At 67.5% G+C, this 19,858-nt stretch carries 6 protein-coding genes; all 6 read left to right on the top strand.

Annotated elements, in window-relative coordinates:
- Positions 1-189: 189 nt before the first annotated feature.
- Positions 190-2,118: an N-6 DNA methylase gene (locus ABZ321_RS35665; protein WP_354899636.1), complete on the top strand. Its 1,929-nt coding sequence runs from the start codon at positions 190-192 to the stop codon at positions 2,116-2,118.
- Positions 2,119-2,469: 351 nt separating this feature from the next.
- Entirely contained in the window at positions 2,470-3,540 is a 1,071-nt protein-coding gene (locus ABZ321_RS35660) for a serine/threonine-protein kinase (protein ID WP_354899633.1), read from the top strand.
- 14 nt (positions 3,541-3,554) lie between these two features.
- Positions 3,555-6,353 carry a helicase-related protein gene (locus ABZ321_RS35655; RefSeq protein ID WP_354899630.1) on the top strand — a complete coding sequence of 933 codons (2,799 nt, stop codon included), beginning with the start codon at positions 3,555-3,557 and terminating at the stop codon, positions 6,351-6,353.
- Positions 6,350-11,251 carry a class I SAM-dependent DNA methyltransferase gene (locus tag ABZ321_RS35650; protein WP_354899627.1) on the top strand — a complete coding sequence of 1,634 codons (4,902 nt, stop codon included), beginning with the start codon at positions 6,350-6,352 and terminating at the stop codon, positions 11,249-11,251. Before ABZ321_RS35655 ends, ABZ321_RS35650 begins: the two co-directional genes overlap by 4 nt.
- Positions 11,248-17,664 carry a DEAD/DEAH box helicase gene (locus ABZ321_RS35645; protein ID WP_354899624.1) on the top strand — a complete coding sequence of 2,139 codons (6,417 nt, stop codon included), beginning with the start codon at positions 11,248-11,250 and terminating at the stop codon, positions 17,662-17,664. Before ABZ321_RS35650 ends, ABZ321_RS35645 begins: the two co-directional genes overlap by 4 nt.
- The gene (locus ABZ321_RS35640) at positions 17,661-19,838 is read left to right on the top strand and encodes a UvrD-helicase domain-containing protein (RefSeq protein ID WP_354899621.1); all 2,178 of its coding nucleotides are present in this window, start codon (positions 17,661-17,663) and stop codon (positions 19,836-19,838) included. The genes ABZ321_RS35645 and ABZ321_RS35640 overlap by 4 nt, the downstream gene beginning before the upstream one ends.
- Positions 19,839-19,858: the final 20 nt, after the last annotated feature.

Raw genomic sequence — 19,858 nt, 5'->3', positions numbered from 1 at the left:
TTCGGGGATGGAACCCCGGGCAGGCACTCCTGGCACGGGGTGATGCGGTGCGGGGTCCACGTCAGGTACGCGGTGTCCGTCGAACCCGGTTCGGACGCAATCCGAGACCCGGCGTCGACGTCAATGAGAGCATCGTCCGTGAACCGTGTCAACAGACAGGATGCTTGACACCTGTGTCACGATGTTGAGGTGCAGGAGGACCCCACCATCACAGCGGCGGAGATCGCCCGACTCGCCGGGGTCGGCCGCGCCGCAGTGAGCAACTGGCGCAAGCGGCATGCGGACTTTCCCGCTCCGGTCGGCGGCACGCCGGCGAGTCCCGAGTTTGACGTGGCCGAGATCGAGCGATGGCTCCACCGGCAGGGCAAAGCACCTCAACTATCCACTGTGGACAAGCTGTGGCGGCACATCGTCGCTGTAGCCGACAGCCCCGCGGTTACGCTTGCGTCGGTCACCGCGGTCTTGGTGGCCCACCAACGCAACGGAAGGGTCGGCGCTGGGCAGGTCGACCCCGATGTCAGGCACCTGCTGCCGGAGATCGAAAACCTGACTGACGAGTTCGGGGCCCGAGGCGCTTTCGAGGAACTGTGGCGACGGTTTTCCGAGCCTTCGCCCGGCCGTCCGCGGGCCACGCCAGATGACCTCGCCGACCTGATGGTCGGGCTCGCCGGCGTCGACGGCGGCGCGGTGCTCGATCCGGCGGCCGGCTCCGGGGGCACCCTGCAGGCCGCTGCCCGCGCCGGGTGCGCGTCGGCGTACGGACAAGAACTCGACGAACCCCTCGCCCGCCTCGCCACACTGTGGCTGGAGCTGTGCAGCGTGCCCGGCGAGGTCATCACCGGCGACTCGTTGCGCACCGACGCGTTCGCCGGGCGCAGCTTTGACGCCATCGTCAGCCACCCGCCGTTCGGGGTCACCAACTGGGGCCAGGAGGAGCTCGGACACGACCCTCGCTGGGAGTACGGCGCACCGCCGCGGACCGAACCCGAATTGGCCTGGGTGCAGCACGCGCTGGCACATCTGCGTCCAGGTGGCCGTGCTGTGCTGCTGATGCCGCCCTCAGCCGCGAGCCGCAAAGCCGGCCGCCGCATCCGCGCCGAGCTGTTACGTCGCGGCGCGCTGCGCGCGGTCGTGGCATTACCAGGCGGAGCCGCCGCGCCGCATGCGGTACCCCTACATCTGTGGCTGTTGCAGCGCCCCGTGCCGGACGCGCCAGCACCCGCGCGGACGTTACTGATCGACGCCGCGGGAAATCAGCAGGACTGCTATGCCCGGGTGCTGGTGCTGGCGCGTACCGTCGCCGGCGCACCTGACACCGTCATTGACGAGCCCGGCTTCGCCCGGGCGGTTCCAGTGATCGACCTGCTCGACGAGGACGTCGACCTCACTCCCGCCCGGCGACAACCAGCCGGCGGGGAGCAAACCGGGGAACGGTTGGTTCGGACGCGTGAACGGCTCGCGGCAGTCGTCACTGAGTTACCCCGTCTGATACCACCGGCAGCCACCGCGTCGGACACTGGCGCCGCCGCGCTAACCGTCTCCGTCACCGAGCTGGTCCGCACCGGCGCGGTGCAACTGATCGGACCTATCCGTGCCGCCGGTACTGACGACGACGATCCGTCCGGCGTGAGCGACGGGCCACCGGTGCTGACCGTGCAGGACGTGCTGCAGGGGCATGCCGCCTCAGGGCGTGGCGCTGGGCGGCTGGGCCAGGAGATCCGCCTGACTGCCGGTGACGTGGTGGCGCCCATGGTTGCCCGGCAACTCACCGCCCGGGTAGTTACCGCAGACGGTCCGCTCCTTGGCCGAAATCTCTATCTGTTACGCCCGAACCCGGCCGCGCTCGACCCCTGGTTCCTTGCCGGACAACTCCGGACATCCGGCAATGAGAAGCAGGCGAGTAGCCTGGCGGGCACATTGCGGTTCGACATCCGCCGTGCCCAGATACGCCGACTGCCATTGGCGGAGCAGCGTGCACATGGTGTGGCGTTCCGTCGCCTGGTCGCCTTCGAAAGCGCGCTGCGCGAAGCGGCGGCCCTCGGCGCCGAACTCATCCAGCTCACCGCTGACGGCCTGGCCGGCGGTGTAATCCGGCCCGACGATGCTGGGGCCCGGTGACACCGATGCGCGCCATATGGCACATCGATTGTCTTCAATGTGCCAACCGGCACGCCGGCAGTGGCGACCAATACGACGGATGCGGTGCACCTGACGTCGAGCTACCCACATGTCATCGACCGGCGGCTGGCGATGGCCGCCGATCGGGGGAAGGCGCACAAGCGAGATCACTGTGATACTGCCTATCTGCAACAAGGGAAGCACCGGGCGTCGACACCGGCAAACGATGATCACGCCTCGCGCATCGCTGGATGGTCTACCGACAATCCCTGCAGTCGGCGGCCCGCAACGGCGCGCTCGCTGGTTGTCGGCCGATCTCTGTAGCGAGCCGGGGCCGCGCGAGGGGGACAGATGACGCCGAAGCTGACGACAATTGGCGAATACCAGCTGGTACAGCCGCTCGGGTCGGGTGGCATGGGCGACGTGTACTTCGCTGTGTCGCCGACCGCCGACCGGGTCGCCGTCAAAGTCGTCAAGCGTCACCTGGTGATGGACCCGACGATTCGCGACCGCTTCGCTTCAGAGCTGGAGAGCCTCAAGCTGGTGTACGGCTCACGGGTGGCCCGGCTGGAAAACGCCGACCTCACGGCGGATCCGGCGTGGCTCGCCATCGAATACATCCCAGGTCTGACCCTGCGGCAGTACGTCGACGACCGCGGTCCGCTGCCATTGCCGCTCGCCGCGATGATCGGCGCGATGCTGGCCGACGGCCTCGCGAAGGTGCACCAGGCCGGTCTGCTGCACCGCGACCTCAAGCCACAGAACATCATCCTCGGCCCGGACGGCCCAATGGTGATCGACTTCGGGCTGGCGGTCCTTCGGGACCGGGAAAGCTATCTGACCGCCCCGGGCGAGCTGGTGGGCACCCCGGCGTACATGTCGCCCGAACAGGTGAAAGGCGAGCGGGACCTGACCCCGGCCGCCGACATCTACGGGCTGGCAGCCACGCTGGTGCTCGCGCTCACCGGCCACGGCCTCTACCCAGCGACCAATTCATGGGGACTGCTGCTGCGGATCACCGACCCAGCCGACCTGCCGGACCTGACCGGAGTGCCAGCCGAGCTCGTGCCCCTGATCGGAGCGATGCTCGCCTTCGACCCGACCGCTCGTCCCACCCTCGACACGGCGCGGAAACGCCTGCTGAAGGTCGCCACTGCAGGCGGGGTACCGGCGAGCGATCTGCGCCAACAGATCCGCGAATCGACCTATGACCGCAGCACGGAACTCGTCGTCCCGCCGCACCTGACCGACCCGAAGCAGGATCCCGAGGCGGACCCGACCGGCAGCACCGTTGTGCCGTCCGACCTGCCGGAACCCGAGCCGACTCCGGTCGAACCTACGCCTAAGGTCAAGCCGCGACCTGACGTTATGTGGCTTGTCGAGAAGGTGCGCCGCCAGTACGCCCGCCGGTCGACGTTGTAGGAAGGTTCTTCCCGATGACCAACCCGGAGTCCGCATCGTTTGCGCCCGGCGCCCGCATTCTCGTCCGCGACGAGGAGTGGCTCGTCCGCACCGCCAAGCCGACGCCGTACGACGGCACCATGATCAAAGCCGTCGGGGTGTCGGAGTTCGTCCAGGACGTGGAAGCGACCTTCTTCACCGGTCTGGAGGACGTCCACGCCATGCGGCCGGAGGACACAGTCCTCGTCCAGGACACCTCGTCACGGTTCCGCCGCGGCCGGCTCTTCCTCGAGGCGGTGCTGCGGCGCACCCCGCTGCCACGATCGGAGCGAGGGCTGGCGCTGGCCGACCGCTTCCTGCTGGACCCGCTGCCCTACCAGCAGCGACCCGTGGAGCTGGCCCTGTCGGGGCTGCGTCCACGGATTCTGCTGGCAGACGTGGTGGGCCTGGGCAAAACGTTGGAGATCGGGCTGATCCTCGCCGAACTCATCCGCCGCGGCCGCGGTGACCGGATTCTGGTCGTCTCGCCGCAGCAGGTGCTGGAGCAGTTCCAGCGGGAGCTGTGGACCCGCTTCGCGATCCCGCTCGTGCGACTCGACTCGACCGGCATCCAGCGCATCCAGCAGGAGATCCCGGCGGGCCGCAACCCGTTTACCTACTTCAAGCGGGCGATCATCTCGGTCGACACGCTCAAGGACGCCGGCCAGTTCGGCCACCACCTCGACGCGATCACCTGGGACGCCGTCGTCGTCGACGAGTCCCACAATCTCATCAACAAAGGCACCCAGCGCAACGAACTGGCCCGGCGCCTGGCGGCGAAGACCGACGCGCTGCTGCTGGCCAGCGCCACCCCGCACAACGGCGACAAGGAGTCGTTCGCCGAGCTCATCTCACTGCTCGACCCGGCCGCCATCGCCAACAAGAAGGACTACAAGGCGAAGGACATCGAGCACCTGTACCTGCGCCGCACGAAGATCAGCCCGGAGGTCCGCGACGCGATCGGCGACCGCTGGGCCGACCGGGGACCATCTGTGCCGCTGCATTGTCCTGCCACCCCAGCCGAAGAGAAGATCTTCGCCGAACTGACCGACGTGTGGCTGGCCGGCCACTGGAGCGACGAGCCCCTGCGTGGCCTGGACCGGCTGTTCCCGTACACGTTGCTGAAGTCCCTTCTCTCCTCCCACAGGGCGCTCGCCACCACCGTCGAGGCCCGGCGCAAGAAGGCGACCGGCACCGAAGCCGTCGCATTGGACCGGCTGGCCGAACTGACGTCCGCCATGACCGATCGCGACTCCAGCAAGCTCAACCGGCTCGTCGGCGAACTGGAGAAGATCGGCGTCAAACCGGGCAGCACCACGCGGGTCGTGGTCTTTTCCGAGCGGGTACCGACGCTGAAGTGGCTCGCCGAAATCGTGCCGGGGAAGCTCGGCCTCAAGGCAGGCGCGGTCCGCGTCATGCACGGCGGACTGACCGACGCCGAGGAGCAGAAGGTCCTCCAGGAGTTCGAGCTGGAGAGCAGTGAGGTGCGCCTGCTCTTCACCGGCGATGTCGCCTCCGAAGGCGTCAACCTGCACCAGCAGTGCCACCACCTGATCCACTACGACATCCCGTGGAGCTTGATCCGCATCGAGCAACGCAACGGCCGCATCGACCGCTACGGGCAGCGCCACCAGCCGCAGTTCCGCGCCCTGATCCTCACCTCCGAGGTCCTCGACGCGAAAGACGACCGCACGGTCGCCGAGAAACTGCTCGACCGGGAGGAGATCGCCCACCGCAGCCTCGGCAGCGTCGAGGCGATGACTGGCCTATACGACGCCAAGGTGGAAGAGGACCGGCTGGTCAAGGACCTGCTCGAGGGCAAGACGGTGGAAGAGTCCTATGACGGCGGCTTCGAACTGGATGTCCTGGCGAACCTCGTGGCAGGCGTGGGCGAGGTCCCCGCGGCGACCGAGGTGCCACGGGCCAGGGTGCCGAAGCTCTTTGATTCAACCAGCGAGTTCGTCGACGTCGCGCTCCGCGAGCTCTATGACGACAAGCCCGAGGACGCCATCGACCTGCGTCGCGAGGACGAACTGATCACGTTCCTCGCCCCCGACGACCTCATGCACCGGCTTTCCGACCTGCCGAAGTCGTACCTCAAGGCACACGAGGAAGGCGAGAGGCTCCGTCTCAAGGTCACCTTCGACCGGAAGCTGGGGCAGCGCAAACTCGACGAGGCCCGCAAAGCCACGACGACGACCTGGCCCGACATCGCGTTCCTCAGCGACGTCCACCCGATGGTCGACTGGCTGGTCGACAAGGTGTTGATCCGGCTCGGCCGCCAGCAGGCCCCGGTCCTCACCGCCGACGTCGACGGCCCGGTCTTCCTGGTGCAGGGCGTCTACGGCAACCGCCTCGGCCAGCCCACCGTGGTCGAGTGGATGGCCGTCTCCGGGCTCCCCGGCACGCCGGTCATCAAGCCGATGGACGAGGCGCTCGACGCGGCCGGGGTGGGCCCGAAGATGGTCAACCGGGCCGTCGCCATCCCGCTCGACGAGGTGCAGGCACTGGTACCGCAGGCGGTTGCCGCCGCCCGCCAGCACCTCGCGGACAAGCGCGACGAGTGGGCCGCGGCCAACGCCGAACCGCTGCGCAGGTACCGGGAACGGCTCACGCGATTCGAAAAGCAAAGCCGGCTGGACGAGCTGCCGGCCCCGCTGCAGCAGAAGCGCCGCAGCCAGGTGCGAGCCACCGTCGACGAGCAGAACGACCTGCTCAACCGGCTTGAAGCCGCGGGCGACCCGCTGCTGCGGGTGCTCGCTGTCCTCGTCAACGCTCCGGAGACTGTCGCATGAGTTTCGAATCGCTGACCAACCGCGGCGAGTACCTTTCCGCGCACTACCTCGCCGAGGTCCTGCCGACCACCCTCAGAGGTGGTCTGTACAAGCGGTGGACGGACGAGGAGAAGGCCGGCCGGGTCACACCACGTGTCGGGTTGCGCCGCTTCCGCCGCGACTACTTCAACGCCAAGACCGAACTGGCCGACCTCGAACTCTTCGACCCCGACCGGCTCCGCAAGCTGCACAACGAGATCCTGAAGCAGCTCGGCTTCGAGCCCGCGCCACAGATCATCACCGTCGAGCGGGCCGGCCAGGATCACGAGATTCCAGTCGCCCACGCTGACCTGACGACCAGCCACGGCATCGTCGCCATCGACTGTGGCTGGGCGGCCGATACCGACGCCGCCCAGGATCCCGCCGGCGCCGGCCGACTGCTCGCCTCCGTCACTCTCGTGGACGGCCAGACGATCGAAACCGGCGCGAAGCTCGCCTCCTGGTTCTTCGCCGCGGAGAATCCACCCCGCTACGTGCTGATCCTCAGCGGCGGCGTCATCACCCTCGCTGACCGCAGCGTCTGGGGCGAGGGCCGCTACCTGGCGGTCAGCCTCGACATCGCGTACGGACGCAACGACGACAAGGAACTCGACGTCATCGCGGCGCTCTTCAGTGCCGACTCCCTGCACCCACCAGCGGAGGGCGGAAGCGAGCCGCTCGCCGACCTGGTCGTCGGCTCCCGCCAGCACGCAGTCCCTGTCACCAGCGAACTGCGTGAAGGGCTGCGCGTCTCCGTCGAACTGATCGCCAACGAGGTCCTCGACCGAATTCGGCAGGCTGGCTACCAGCCACAGCAGGTGATGGACCTCGACGAACTGGCCAAGGAGCTGGGCCGCGAGGCGCTCCGGTACCTGTACCGGATTCTGTTCCTGCTGTACGCCGAGGCAAGGCCCGAGCTGGGCGTCCTGCCGGTGAACGACCCCGAATACGTCGAGGGCTACAGCCTGGGGCGTCTCGGCGACTTGATCTCGCGCCGCATGGCCCCCTCGGCCGAGGGCGGCTTCCACCTGTACGAGTCGCTCGATCTGCTCTTCCGCATGGTCAATAAGGGCCATCGGAAACGGGGCAGCGAAGCTGTGGATGAAAAGGCCAGTGAGGACGTCGGACTGCGCTTCGAGCCGATGAAATCGAACCTCTTCCTTTCCGAGTACACGAAACTGATCGGTCGGCAGATTCCGCAACCCGGTAGCGACCCAGACGACCCCGACGGCCCGAAGCTCGACACGCGCCTGCGCAACGCCACCCTGTATCAGGTGCTGCGCCGGCTCATGCTCAGGAAGGGCAGCAAGAAGGGAAGGGGCGGCTTCATCTCGTACGCGCAGCTGGGCATCAACCAACTCGGCGCCGTCTACGAGGGCCTGATGTCCTACACCGGGTTCGTCGCCACCGAGAAGCTTTACGAGGTCGCCAAGAACGGCGACCCGACCGACGGCTCATGGATGATCCCGGCGTCCAAAGTGGATGAATACGACGACAGTGTCTTTGTCTACAAGGAGAACGCCTACACCGGCGTCCGCAGCCGGGTCACGTACGAGCCGGGCTCGTTCGTCTACCGACTTGCCGGCCGCGACCGGCAGACCAGCGCCTCCTACTACACTCCGCAGTCACTGACCGAGGTCACCGTCCAGCTCGCGCTGAAGTACCGCCTCGACCAGGACGGCACCGTCACCCCCGCCCGGGAACTGCTCGACTGGACCATTTGCGAGCCTGCGCTCGGCTCGGGCGCGTTCCTCAACGAGGCCATCAATCAGGTCGCCGCCGAGTACTTGCGCCGCCGCCAGGAGGAGCTCGGCGTCAGCCTTGATCCGGAGCAGTACCACCTTGAACTCCAGCGGGTGAAGGCGTATATCGCGCTGCACAACTGCTACGGCGTCGACTTCAACCGCACCGCCGTCGAACTGGCCGAGGTGTCGCTCTGGCTCAACGTCATGCACGCCGGCCTCCAGGCACCCTGGTTCGGCCTCCACCTTCAGCGCGGCAACTCGCTGATCGGCGGGCGTCGGCAGACGTACACGCCGAAACAGCTCGCCGACAAGTCGTGGCTGACGACGGCGCCGAAGGACCAGCCGTTCCGCGACGGCCCGATCGACGAGGGCACGATCCACCACTTCCTGCTGCCCGCCGACGGCTGGGGTGCGGTTGCCGGGGAGAAGGAGGCCCGGGAGCTGGCGCCGGTGGAGACCGAAAAGCTCAAGAAGTGGCGGACGGCGATGAAGCGCGTGCCGTCGGCGAAAGGCAAGCAGTCGCAGGTGAAGCGGCTGCAGGCGCTGGCCTCCCGCGCCGAGTACTTGTGGCACCTCGTACAGCGGCGCTTGGAGATCTCCGAGCAGGAGATCCGCCGCGACGTCAAGGTGTGGGAAGCGCAGGGCTTGCCGTCGGTCACCGAGGCAGTGCCACGCGAGAAGATCCTTGCGGATCTGGCAAGGCCGGACACGCCGTATTGGCGGCTCAAGACGCTGATGGACGTCTGGTGCGCGCTGTGGTTCTGGCCTCTGGACAAAGTCGGCCTGCTCGATGGCTCCGACCCTGCCTACCCCGCCGGATCTGTCGAGGTCACTCATGTCAAAGACCTGCCCGTGCACGATGAACCGACCGTCTATGAGACGCACGACCTTTTCGGTCAGGTGGAGCCACAACAACTCAGGCTGCCGACCAAGACAACCGGTACTCGCAAGATGACAGTGGCTGAACAACTTCGCAAGCAGGTGCCACTGGGGCATTTGGACGACTGGCTCACCTTCGCCGAAGCTCTTATCGGCCGCTCCGACATCCCGGCCGACTCGCTGATGAGCGACTTCGAGTCGCTGAGTGAACTTAGCGTCTATGAAGATGCCTTGGTCGGCCTAATGGGCATGGACGAGTCATACCGGCTCGCTGACCGCTTCCCCTGGCTTCAGGCCGCCGAGGGTATCGCCGAGCGACAAGGCTTCTTCCACTGGGAACTCACCTTCGCCCAAGCGTTTGCGCGGGGCGGCTTCGAGCTCCAGGTGGGCAACCCACCTTGGGTTCGACCGCAGTGGAAGGAAGATGTCGTTCTGGCCGAACGTGATCCCTGGTTCGTCCTGACAGAGAGCCCTCCGCCTCATATTTGGCAAAGCAGAAAGCTGCGTACCGCTAATCTGGATAGCTTCTTCGCTCAGGAACTCACCACCAATACGGGATGCGTCGCCTTCTACACGGCACCCCCGACCTATCCCTTGCTGGCCGGAACGCAGCCAGACTTGTACCGGGCATTCGCGTGTCGCGTTTGGTCGAACTTATCCATCGTCGGCGTAGCTGGTCTGATACACCCCGACGGCCACTTCAGCGGCGCGAGGGAAGGAAGACTGCGCTCGGCGGCTTACGACCATTTGCGACTCCATGGGCACTTTCAAAACATGCGGCTGCTTTTTCGGGAGATCAGCTGGACCCGCGAATTTGGAATCCACATATACGGGGTACCACGGGGGCATATTTCCTTTACTCATGCGAGCTGGCTGTACGCACCGGAGACGCTGGTCGGGTCACTGACGCATGACGGAAAGGGCGAGCTGCCCGGCATCAAGACCCAGGGAAATTGGGATCTCCGGCCACATCGAGGCAGGCTCATTACGGTGGACGAAACAGTGCTTGCGGAGTGGCGTCGGGTCATCGGAGATGTCAATGCCCCGACGGATCAGACAAGGCTGCTCCAGCCGGTAACAGTAGGCGAGCAAAGGGCGATTTCTGCTCTGGCGTCAATTGGTCGTCGACTCGCTGACCATCGTCCGATGATCTCGGCTGGATTCCATGAAAAGGTTGCTAAGGACGCTGGGACCATTACGTGGCATGGCTCCAATCCTGGCGACTGGCGTGAGGTGGTCCTCCAGGGGCCGCACTTCGGTGTCGCCACGCCACTCGCTAAGCACCCAAATATTCCATGCCGGAGCCCCAAGGACTACGAACCGTGGGATCTAACGACCTGCGCAGAGGACGCAGTCCCGCGGACCAATTATCGCCGTGCTGTCGAAGACCCTGCGTTCCAACTGGCCCAAGACTCATGGAGAGGTCGGCCCTACACCGACTACTACCGCCTAGTTTGGCGCGAGATGGTACCGCTCAACACCGAACGTAGCTTGTTCGCGGCCATCATTCCACCGGGCCCAACACACATCCATGCGGTTCGTTCAATGGCGCTCGGCACCGAACGGGACACCGCCCTGCACGCGGCATTCTGGGCCTCGTTGCCGCTAGACTACCTACTTCGGATCACCGGCCGAGGTCACCTGGAAGTGAACAACGCGGGGGCGATGCCTGCTCCAGATTCCGAGCATCCGCTCGCACCGGCGGCACTTCTGCGTGTACTGCGACTGAACTGTCTCACCCGCGCATACGCTCAGTTGTGGCAGAAGGTCCACGACGAACGGTGGCACGATGAGGCTTGGGCGGTAGGCTGGCCCGCGCTATCAGAAGCACAAACTCTTGGTGCCGTCGACTGCACGTGGACTGGTCGAGTGCCCCTCAGGACGGAGCGGACGCGCCGATCAGCATTGGTTGAGCTCGATGCTCTCGTTGCCGTATGGCTCGGCATTACTGAGGACGAGTTGCTGGCGATGTATAGGGCCCGTTTCCCAGTGCTAAACGAATATGAGTCCGCAATGTGGTTCGACGGCAATGGTCGCCGAATCACAAGGGATTACTATGCGCGCGGCATCAACCAGCCAAACGATGCGTACGAGAAATTGACAACGCATTTGGAGGATTCGGCGAGCTATCCTCCGCCCGAGGGGTACACGGCGCCGTTTCACAAGGCGGATCGGGAGAACGAGTACCGGCAGGCGCATGCCGTGTTCAGTAAGCGGCTGCAGGACGCCATCGACGCAGGGTGGACACCGTCATGAGGCCGACCATCGCGGCCAACGCGCTGCAGCAAAGCCTGACCCAATACCTGACCACGACCTTCGGGCTGACCGATGAGGGCGTCCGGCAAGGGCTTGAGCGTTTCCTGTCGCACCCAGAGCAGGGCGTCTTCCGCGGGCCTTACCTGCGCATCCGCACACCATTCCGGCCGGCGGACGATGGCTGGCGTTCGCACCTGGAGTGGGCACCCGACGGGTTCACGCCGTACCTGCACCAGGCCAACGCATTCCAGCGATTGTCCACAAAGGGCAAGCAAGCCGAGCCGACCCTGATCACCACCGGCACTGGATCCGGTAAGACGGAGTCGTTCCTGATTCCGATACTCGACCACTGCCAGCGTGCCAAGCGCGACGGTCGCACGGGCGTCAAGGCGATCCTGCTGTACCCCATGAACGCCCTCGCCACCGACCAGACGCAGCGCATCAACGAACTGCTCTCCGACCCGGCGCTCAGCCAGGTCACTGCCGGTCTCTACATCGGTGACGTGGCGGCCGTTGAGTACGCGCACGTGATGACGAAGCGGTCCGAGATGCGGCGCACGCCGCCGGACATTCTGATCACGAACTACAAGATGCTCGACCTGCTGCTGCAGCGGGCCGATGACCTGCCGCTGTGGGACGGTGCTGACCCGGCGTACGTAGTCCTAGACGAGTTCCACAGCTACGACGGCGCGCAGGGCACCGATGTGGCGATGCTGCTGCGGCGTCTCGGCGCGGCGCTGGGCCTGAGCAACGACCGGCCGCTCGGCTCGATCTGCCCCGTCGCCACCTCCGCCACGCTCGGCGAGGGCGGTGGCAAGGACGGGCGCACCGCGATCCGCGAGGTTGCCGAGCAGGTGTTCGGCGTCGCGTTCGACGAGGGTTCGCTGGTCGGCGAGGACCGCTACGAGCCGGGCGAGTTCGTCGCCCACCAGGACTTCAACCTGCCGCTGCCCGACCCCGAGGAGCTCGCGGCCATCGACGACCGCGACGGCGACCCGATGTCGAAGGTCGCCGAACTGCTGCTCGGCGAGGACTGCGTAAAGGACCCCGCGCGCCTCGGCACGCTGCTGCGACAGCATCCGCTGACGAAGGCGGTGCTCGACTCCCTCGGCGTCGAGCCGCGTACCTTCGGCGAGGTCATCGAGATCCTGCCGCGCAAGAACGCGACCGGCTGGGGCAGCGCGATGAAGACCCGGCCCGAGATCACCGCGAAGGCCCTCGCACGGTTCGTAGGCCTGCTGTCGCTCGCGCACAACCCTGAGGCGCCGGGCCGCCCGCTGCTCAACATCGAGACCCACCTGTGGGTCCGGGCCGTGTCGCGCCTGCTGCGCGGCGTCGCCAACGAGACCCTGTTCGGCTGGTACGGCGAGCCGCCGCGCGACCTGGACCCGTTCGCCCCGGAGATCGACGCGGTCGTTGCCGACACGCGGTACCAGCGGCTGCCTGCGATCTACTGCCGCCACTGCGGCCGGTCCGGCTGGATGGCGCTGTCGCCGGAGAAGGACCCGACCGAGCTCGAGGTCGATCCGGACAAGATCTACCGCGCGAGCGTGAGCCGGGACAAGCGGCGGGTCCGGGCGTTCATCGCCGCCACGGACGACGAGGTGCAGCAGCGGTCGCGGGGTCTGCTGGTGCTGGAGTACGGCCGGCGCGTCCGCCCGTTCGACCCGCAGCGGGACCGGGAGCGCACCGACCAGTCGGTCGTCGTGCTGGGCGACGTCATGGCGATCGACGCGGCGGAGGCGGACCGCTGCCCGTCATGCGAGATGGACCACGGCATCCGATTCCTCGGCGCGGGCCTCGCGACGCTCGCCTCGGTGGCTATCACGCAACTGTTCACCGGCGGTGAGCTGGCGCCCGCCGAACGCAAGACGCTGCTGTTCAACGACTCAGTGCAGGACGCCGCGCACCGGGCCGGATTCGTCGCCAACCGGTCGTACGCCTTCTCGCTGCGTTCGCTCTTGGCCAGCCAGCTACGGCCGGGCGTACCGGTCGGGTTGGACGAGCTGCTCGTCGACATGATCGACGCGGCAGTGGAGCCGGAGATCCTCTCCACCGTGGTGCCGCCCGATCTGCATGACCAGCCCGGCGTGGACAGTCTGCTCGCCGGCGAGCACGCGGGTACACATGAAACTTGGACGCTGATCGCCGAGCGGCTCGCGTTCGCCGCCGTGATGGAGGTCGGGCTGCGGGCTCGGCAGGGCCGGACGCTGGAGCTGACCCGCTCCGTCGCTGTTGAGGTGATGCTCGACGACCCAGCGCAGGCTGCGGCGCTGTGCCGCGACGTCCAGCTGACCGGGCCGGGACAGCTCGACGGGCAGTTGCCGGACGACGCTCAGTACCTCGCCTTCTTGCGAGGCCTGTTGGAGCGGTTGCGGACCCGCGGCGCGATCTACCACGAGTGGCTTTCCCCGTACCTGAAGCGGGGTGGCACCCGCTGGCAGGTGTGGGGTGGCCGACCGGCGGGAATGCCCGCGTTCCCGCGCGGTGTCTCAGCGCCCGCGTTCCTGCTCGCCAGCCCAAAGGCCCGGTCGGAGTTCGACGCGATCACCGCGCGGGGCAACTGGTACCAGGACTGGACGTCCCGTTGCCTTGGTCTGGACCCCCACGACGGTTCGGCGTACCTCTCGCGGCTGCTGCCCGCCCTGGCCGCGGCCGGCATCGTCGCGGCCGGCAGCACCGAGGACGGCAACACGGTGTTCGGGTTGTTGCCCGGCCACCTGCGGGTGACCCGCCTCGACGACGCGGCCGCCGTGGGCGCTGGCGTCGGCTGCGACACCTGCCACTGGCAGCAGACGGAACACCCGGACCGGGTCGACGACTGGATCGGCCAGCCGTGCCGGCAGTACCGCTGCACCGGCCGCCTGCGCGCCGTGACCGATGACACCGCGCCGGACGACTACTACCGGCGGCTCTATCTGGAGAGTCCGGTCTTCCGGGTGGTCACCGGCGAGCACACCGGCATGCTGACCCGGGCCCAGCGGGAGACCGTCGAGCAGCAGTTCCGCGGCGGCACCCGGTACACCGATCCGAATGTGCTGTCGTGCACGCCGACCCTTGAGATGGGCATCGACATCGGCGCCCTGTCCGCGGTCGTGCTGGCGTCACTGCCCAACGGCCCGGCCAACTATGTGCAGCGGGCCGGCCGCGCCGGTCGTAAGAGCGGCAACGCGTTCGTGCTGACCCTGGTCGGCCGGTCCGAGCGGGACCGGTACTACCTCACCGAACCCCGCGACATGATCGCCGGGCAGATCGTCCCGCCAGGCTGCTTTCTGTCGGCGGTGGAGATCCTGCGCCGGCAGTACCTGGCCCACCTCATCGACCTCGCCGCCCGCGACCGGTTGCCCGGGGTGCTGCCGCTGCCCCGCCGCGCTCACGTCCTGTTCGGTCCGAGCGGATGGCTCGCCAGCCTCGCCCACGCCGGTCAGCGCGACGGCAGCCGGCTGGTCGAGGTGTTCCTCGGCCTGTTCGGTGCCAACGTGTCACCGGCCGCCGCGCAGCAGCTGCGAGAGTTCGCCGACACCGGGATCACCGACCGGGTCAAGGAGGCGGAGGAAGCATGGGAGTCCCGGCTGGCTGACCTGCGCCGGCGTCTGCAGGGCATCGACCAGGCGGCGGGCACGCTGGTCGCCAGCGACCCGGACCACGCCCGCGAACTGAAGATGCTCCGTGCCGAGGCGAAAGCGGTCCGCAAGCGGCTCGCCGAGATCGGGTCGGCCGCCGCGCACGGCACGCTCGTCGAGCTCGGCCTGCTGCCCAACTACGCGCTCATCGACAGCCGCACCGTGCTGGAGGCGACCCTCACCTGGGAGGAGCAGGCCCCGGACGGCGCCCGGCGCTTCCACAGCGAGCTGCGCGAGTACGACCGTCCGGCCCGGCAGGCGCTGGTGGAGATCGCGCCGGGCAACACGTACTACGTGCGCGGGTACAAGCACGAGGTCTCCGGGCTGGACATCGGCCCGGCGGACCGGCCGGCGTATGAGCTGTGGCGGGTCTGTTCCCAGTGCGGGTACGTGCGGACCCATCTGGCGCAGGAGGACACCAGCGAATGTCCGCGCTGCCATGACCAGGGCATCGCCGATCACGGCAGGCTGTTCAAGGTGCTGCAGCCGACCCGGGTGCTGACCCGCGACAAGCGCGACGACGCGCGGATCCGTGACGACAACGACGACCGTGACCGCCGGTTCTACGCCACCACCATCACCGTTGACATCGACCCTGACCGGGTCGACTCGTGGCGGCACGCGCGGGACACCTTCGGGGTCGACTACACACGGCACGCAATGATCCGCCACTTCAACCTGGGCGCCCAGCGATTCGACCGGGCCACGGAGGCGTTCGCCGGCGACGAGGTGCGTATCAACCCGTTCTTCACCTGTACCGCGTGCGGCGGCACGACCGTGGACGGCAGGCCCGTGGTCAGCCAGGAACTCGCCGCGCAGGCATCCGGATCGACGGTGGTCCCCGGTGCCGAGCATCACCGGCCATGGTGCCAGCACCGGCGCTCGCCGAGCACGGCCGAGCACGTCGAGCTGATCCTCGCGCACGAGCTGCAGACCGAGGCCTTGCGGATTCTCATCCCTGCGGTGACCGCAGTCGTGGAGGAGCGGGTCGTGTCGTTCGCCGCAGCCGTCCGGCTGGGCATCGCCGCCGAATACGGCGGCGACCCGGCCCACCTGCGGATCGCCAGCGCCACCATGCCCGACGGGCAGAGCGGCGGCACCCGGAACTTCGTCGTCGTCTACGACACCCAGCCGCAAGGCACCGGGTACCTGCACCGGCTGGCTCACCCGGAGGAGTTCCGCGGCATTCTGGAGAAGGCTCGCGAGCTGATCGGCGCCTGCATGTGCCAGCACGAGGGCCGCGCGGCGTGCCATCGGTGCCTGCTGCGGTACGCCCGCAATGACGAGTTCCCGCTGATGAGCCGGGCCGAGGCGCTCGGCATGCTGGACCAACTCCTCGACGGCTGGCAGATCCAAGAAGGCACGCGCACCGACGAGATCTCGCTCATCCACCAGGTGGAGAGTGAGCTGGAGATGCGGTTCCTCAACAAGTTGCTGGCGCGGTCGGGCATGCCGCAGTCCGGCGTGCGCATCGACAAGCGCACCGACCAGGACGGAGCCCGCATCGCCGATGTACGACTGACCGCGCCGAACGGCCGCGACGTGACGCATTGGCAGATGAAGCTGCAGAACACCATCCGGGGTACCCGCCCCGACGTGCACTTCAGGCGCCTCGACGCGCCGTCGCCGGAGGTCGCCGTCTACTTGGACGGGTTCAAGTACCACGCGTCGCCGGAGTACAACCGGCTCGCCGACGACGCCGAGAAGCGGGCTCGGCTGCGCGCCCACGGCTACTACGTCTTCGCCGTCACCTGGAACGATGTCGAGGCCTGGGGCAACGCGGACAGCACCGCACCATGGGCCCCATACGGCGGCTTAGCCCAGCAGGCCGCGCGCAACGTTTATCGACAGCTCGCCCCCAACTCCGACCCGGCCGATCTGGAGCGGTTCGTCTGGACCAACCCCGTTGACTTGCTGCTGCACTTCCTCGCCGATCCCGACGAGGCACGGTGGCGCGCCCGTGCCGAAGCGGCCCTGGCCGGTCTGCTCGTCCAGGCGCAGGAGAAGACGGCTGCCGACTCCAGCGGCATCGGTGAGCGCATCGTTGCGGCAGTGCGCGGCGAGCCGCTGCCACCGGCTGCCCCGGGAAAGATCGTGGTGGTTCGCGCGAAGGACACCGCCGACTGCCCGGTGACGATGATCATCGACAGCCGTAGCGCGCCTCCCGTGTGGTCAGCGTTGACAGTCATCGACGATTTGCCTGCGACGGTGGCCAGTGACGGCCACAAGCAACGCTGGGCCGGCTGGTTGAGCTGGGGCAACATCATGCAGTTCCTGGCCAGTGGCGGAGGGGACGGCGCACAGTTGGCGTTGTCCACCGTCGACTCGTTCGACCCGGCCTCCCTCGCGGTCACGGAGGGCACCGGGCTCGTGCTGGCTCAGCGGGCGCTCGCCCTCGACGAGGAGACGGCGACCTGGCTCGGCGTCACGGCAGAGACCAAGCCGGTCGAGCCGCCCAGCGTGCAGACCGACTCGCCGTGGCAGGAGGTGCTGCGGTACCTGGATCCGGAGGAGTCCGCACTGGAGGCACTCGTGCAGAGCCTGGCCCGCCGCGGTGTACCGCTGCCTGTCGTCGGCTACGAGCTCGGCAACCAGGGGTGGCCTGCAGAGGTGGCCTGGCCCAACCAGCGCATCGCCATCGTGCTCTCCGGCTCGCACGACGACCCGGAGACCGCCGACCGGGACCGAGCGTATGCGACCGCCGGTTGGCGCGCGCGGACGGCGCAGGAATGGTCGGTCGAAGAACTTGCGGCGCAGATCGAAGCCACGAGCGGGGAAGGACGTCGATGACCACCGGAGCCACGCTGCGGATGCTGGACCGTGCCGACAAGGAGGTCATGAAGCTCACCCGGGCCGACATCGGCGCGGTCTACGAGTTCATGCACAAGTTCCGGCACAACCCGGACAACCCCGGCCTCGACCTCAAGACGCTGAACGGTGACTCCCGGCTCATGTCGGCGCGGGTGAATCGCGAATACCGGGCACTGCTGCTGCACATCGCCGACCGGGACTACCTGCTGGTCGCCGTCGAGCACCGCAGCGCGGTCTACAAGGACCTGGACCGGTACGCCTACCGCATCAACCGAGTCACCGGCGGCATCGAAGTGGTCGACCTCGCGCCGGTCGGGGACAGCATCGTCGGCCGGGTGGTGCCGCCGGAGCCCGAACCGGAACCGGCCCTCAAGCCGCTCTTCGACGCCTACACCGACCCGCAACTCCTCGAGCTGGGTGTGGCCGAGCCGCTGCTCCCGCAGATCCGTGCGTTGACCACCGAAGCGGAACTGCTCGAACTGCTCGACCGTGCACCCCAGCTCACCACCGACGTGCTGTTCGCCCTGTTCGACGGCACGCCGTACGCCGATGTGCTGGCCCAGATCACCGACCCGGTGCGTGCCGAGGAGCCGGTCAACCCGGAGGACTTCCAGGCCGCCGTCGAGCGTCCGGCCACACAGGTCACCTCCGATGACGAGGCGCTGCAGGCCATGCTCGGCGAGTCGTTCGAGCGTTGGCAGATCTTCCTGCATCCGACCCAGCGGAAACTGGTCGAGCGGCGCTACAGCGGGCCCGCGCGGGTCGGTGGCGGTCCCGGCACCGGGAAGACGATCGTCGCCCTGCACCGGGTCGCCCACCTCGTGCAGCAGCTTCCAGCCGGCTCTGACAAGCCGATCCTGCTCACCACCTTCAACCGCAATCTCGCGGCCGACCTGCGCACCCGGCTCATCGCCCTTGGCGGCCAGGAGCTGGTGTCACGGGTGGACATCGTCAACATCGACAAGCTGGCGAGCCGTGTCGTGGCCGAGGCTAAGACCGGTGCCACGAAGCGTGTCGTTGACGACAACAAGGTGTCTGAACTCTGGCAGAGCTTCCTGCTGGAGACCGGCGACTCCGGGTGGGACGCCGAGTTCCTCGCGGCGGAGTGGACGCAGGTGATCCTCGGCCAGGTGCTCAACTCGCGGACCGACTACTTCAAGGCCCGCCGGCCCAATCGCGGTCGTAACCTCACCAGGGCCGAACGTGACCAGGTCTGGCAGCTCACCGAACGATTCACCAACTGGCTTGACGGGCAGGGTGTCTGGACGTGGCGGCAAGTCGCCGAACGCGCCGCGCGCCTTGAGATCGACCGAGCCGCCTTGGCCACGAACTCGGAGGAAAGTTCCGGCAGTCTCCGCCGCCACCGGTACCGGCATGTGGTCGTCGACGAGGCTCAGGACCTCAGCGCCGCGCACTGGAAGATGCTGCGGGCCATGGTCCCGGCCGGTCCCGACGACCTGTTCCTCGTCGGCGACACCCACCAGCGCATCTACGACAACCATGTGACGCTGGGCAGCCTCGGCATCAACATCCGTGGCCGCTCCTCGCGGCTGACGTTGAGCTACCGCACGACGCGACAGATCCTGGCCGCAGCCTTGGAAATCATGAGCGGCGAGGTGTACGACGACCTCGACGGCGGCGAGGAGAACCTGGCGGGCTACCGGTCCCTCCTGCGAGGCGACAGGCCGACGTTCCGGGGTGCTGCCACATGGACACAGGAACGCGACCTCATCGCCGAGCAGTTGCGCCTATGGGGCAACCCGATGGACGGATCAGTGGCCATCTGTGTGCCGACCCGGGAACTCGCCGGAGACGTCACAACACGGCTGGAAGCCGACGGGGTCCGCGTCGTGGAAATCGGACCGGACGGGCCGAAGCATGCCGACGGCGTCCACATCGGCACGATGCACCGGTTCAAGGGCCTGGAGTACCAGCGAATGATCATCGCCGGGGTCAGCGACGGACTGATCCCACGCCAGATGATCAACCGGTACCGCGACACCGACCCGAAGCGCTACCAGCTCGAACGGCAGAAGGACCGGTCGCTGCTGTTCGTCGCCGCCACCCGTGCCCGCGACGAACTCGCCGTCTCCTGGCACGGCACACCCAGCCCGTTCCTTACCAGTCGGCTCGTCCAACTGCAGGCAAACTGAGCACGACCGCGCTCACGTTC

The sequence above is a fragment of the Dactylosporangium sp. NPDC006015 genome, from assembly GCF_040614215.1.
GTDB classification, from domain to species: domain Bacteria; phylum Actinomycetota; class Actinomycetes; order Mycobacteriales; family Micromonosporaceae; genus Dactylosporangium; species Dactylosporangium maewongense.
This window is presented reverse-complemented; position numbering and strand designations above follow the sequence as displayed.

Bases quoted from the DNA above. Each gene is read 5' to 3' on its own strand.
- ABZ321_RS35660 (WP_354899633.1), top strand. From the start codon at position 2,470: ATGACGCCGAAGCTGACGACAATTGGCGAATACCAGCTGGTACAGCCG.
- ABZ321_RS35655 (WP_354899630.1), top strand. From the start codon at position 3,555: ATGACCAACCCGGAGTCCGCATCGTTTGCGCCCGGCGCCCGCATTCTC.
- ABZ321_RS35650 (WP_354899627.1), top strand. From the start codon at position 6,350: ATGAGTTTCGAATCGCTGACCAACCGCGGCGAGTACCTTTCCGCGCAC.
- ABZ321_RS35645 (WP_354899624.1), top strand. From the start codon at position 11,248: ATGAGGCCGACCATCGCGGCCAACGCGCTGCAGCAAAGCCTGACCCAA.
- ABZ321_RS35640 (WP_354899621.1), top strand. From the start codon at position 17,661: ATGACCACCGGAGCCACGCTGCGGATGCTGGACCGTGCCGACAAGGAG.